The organism is Segeticoccus rhizosphaerae (assembly GCF_009192725.1).
In the GTDB taxonomy this organism is placed as follows: domain Bacteria; phylum Actinomycetota; class Actinomycetes; order Actinomycetales; family Dermatophilaceae; genus Segeticoccus; species Segeticoccus rhizosphaerae.
This window is the reverse complement of record NZ_VOHR01000723.1, coordinates 1-571: the sequence shown is the minus strand read 5'-3', so window position 1 is coordinate 571 and position 571 is coordinate 1. Positions and strand designations below refer to the sequence as shown.

Sequence of the window (571 nt, the reverse complement as noted above, 5' to 3'; positions counted from 1 at the left end):
GCCGGCCGCCGACGCATCGAGGTAGCCGCAGCCCCGGGCCTGTTCGAGCGCCTGCTCGCGCGCGCCCGGGGCGTCGAGCGGGCCGTCCACGAGCCCGGCGAAACCGATCACGACCCGGTCACCCCCGATGGGCACCACGGCGACCTCGGTCGGCACGCCGGGGTCGAAGCGTTGGACCGAACCGGCCGGGATCGCCAGCCGGGTGCCCCACGCTGCGGCCCGGTCGAACCGCAGTCGTGGGTTGACCTCGAAGAAGTGGAAGTGCGAGGTGACGCTGATCGGCACCAGGGACTCGTTGACGACCGTCAGGTGCGTCTGGTCGGTGTCGTCGATGGCGGCCGCGGCCGGTTGCGCGGGGAGCACGGCGCCGGGCGATTCGACGGAACCGCCTGCCGGACCGAAGGGTTCGGGCACCACAGCGAGTCGGGTCCCGTCGGCGAACACCGCCTCGACCTCCACCTGCCGCACCACGTCGGCCACGCCGGGCAGGACCTCGTCGGCGCCCAGCACCTCGCGGCCGCGGGCGATCGCCTCCGCCAGCCGCAACCCGTCCCTGGCCGCCTCGGCCACG

General features: G+C 74.8%; 1 protein-coding gene. It reads right to left on the bottom strand.

Features of this window, described 5'->3' with window-relative positions; translation table 11 throughout:
* The coding region (locus tag FRW57_RS22685) for an urease subunit beta (protein ID WP_152187146.1) at positions 1–571 on the bottom strand (571 nt) is incomplete at both ends.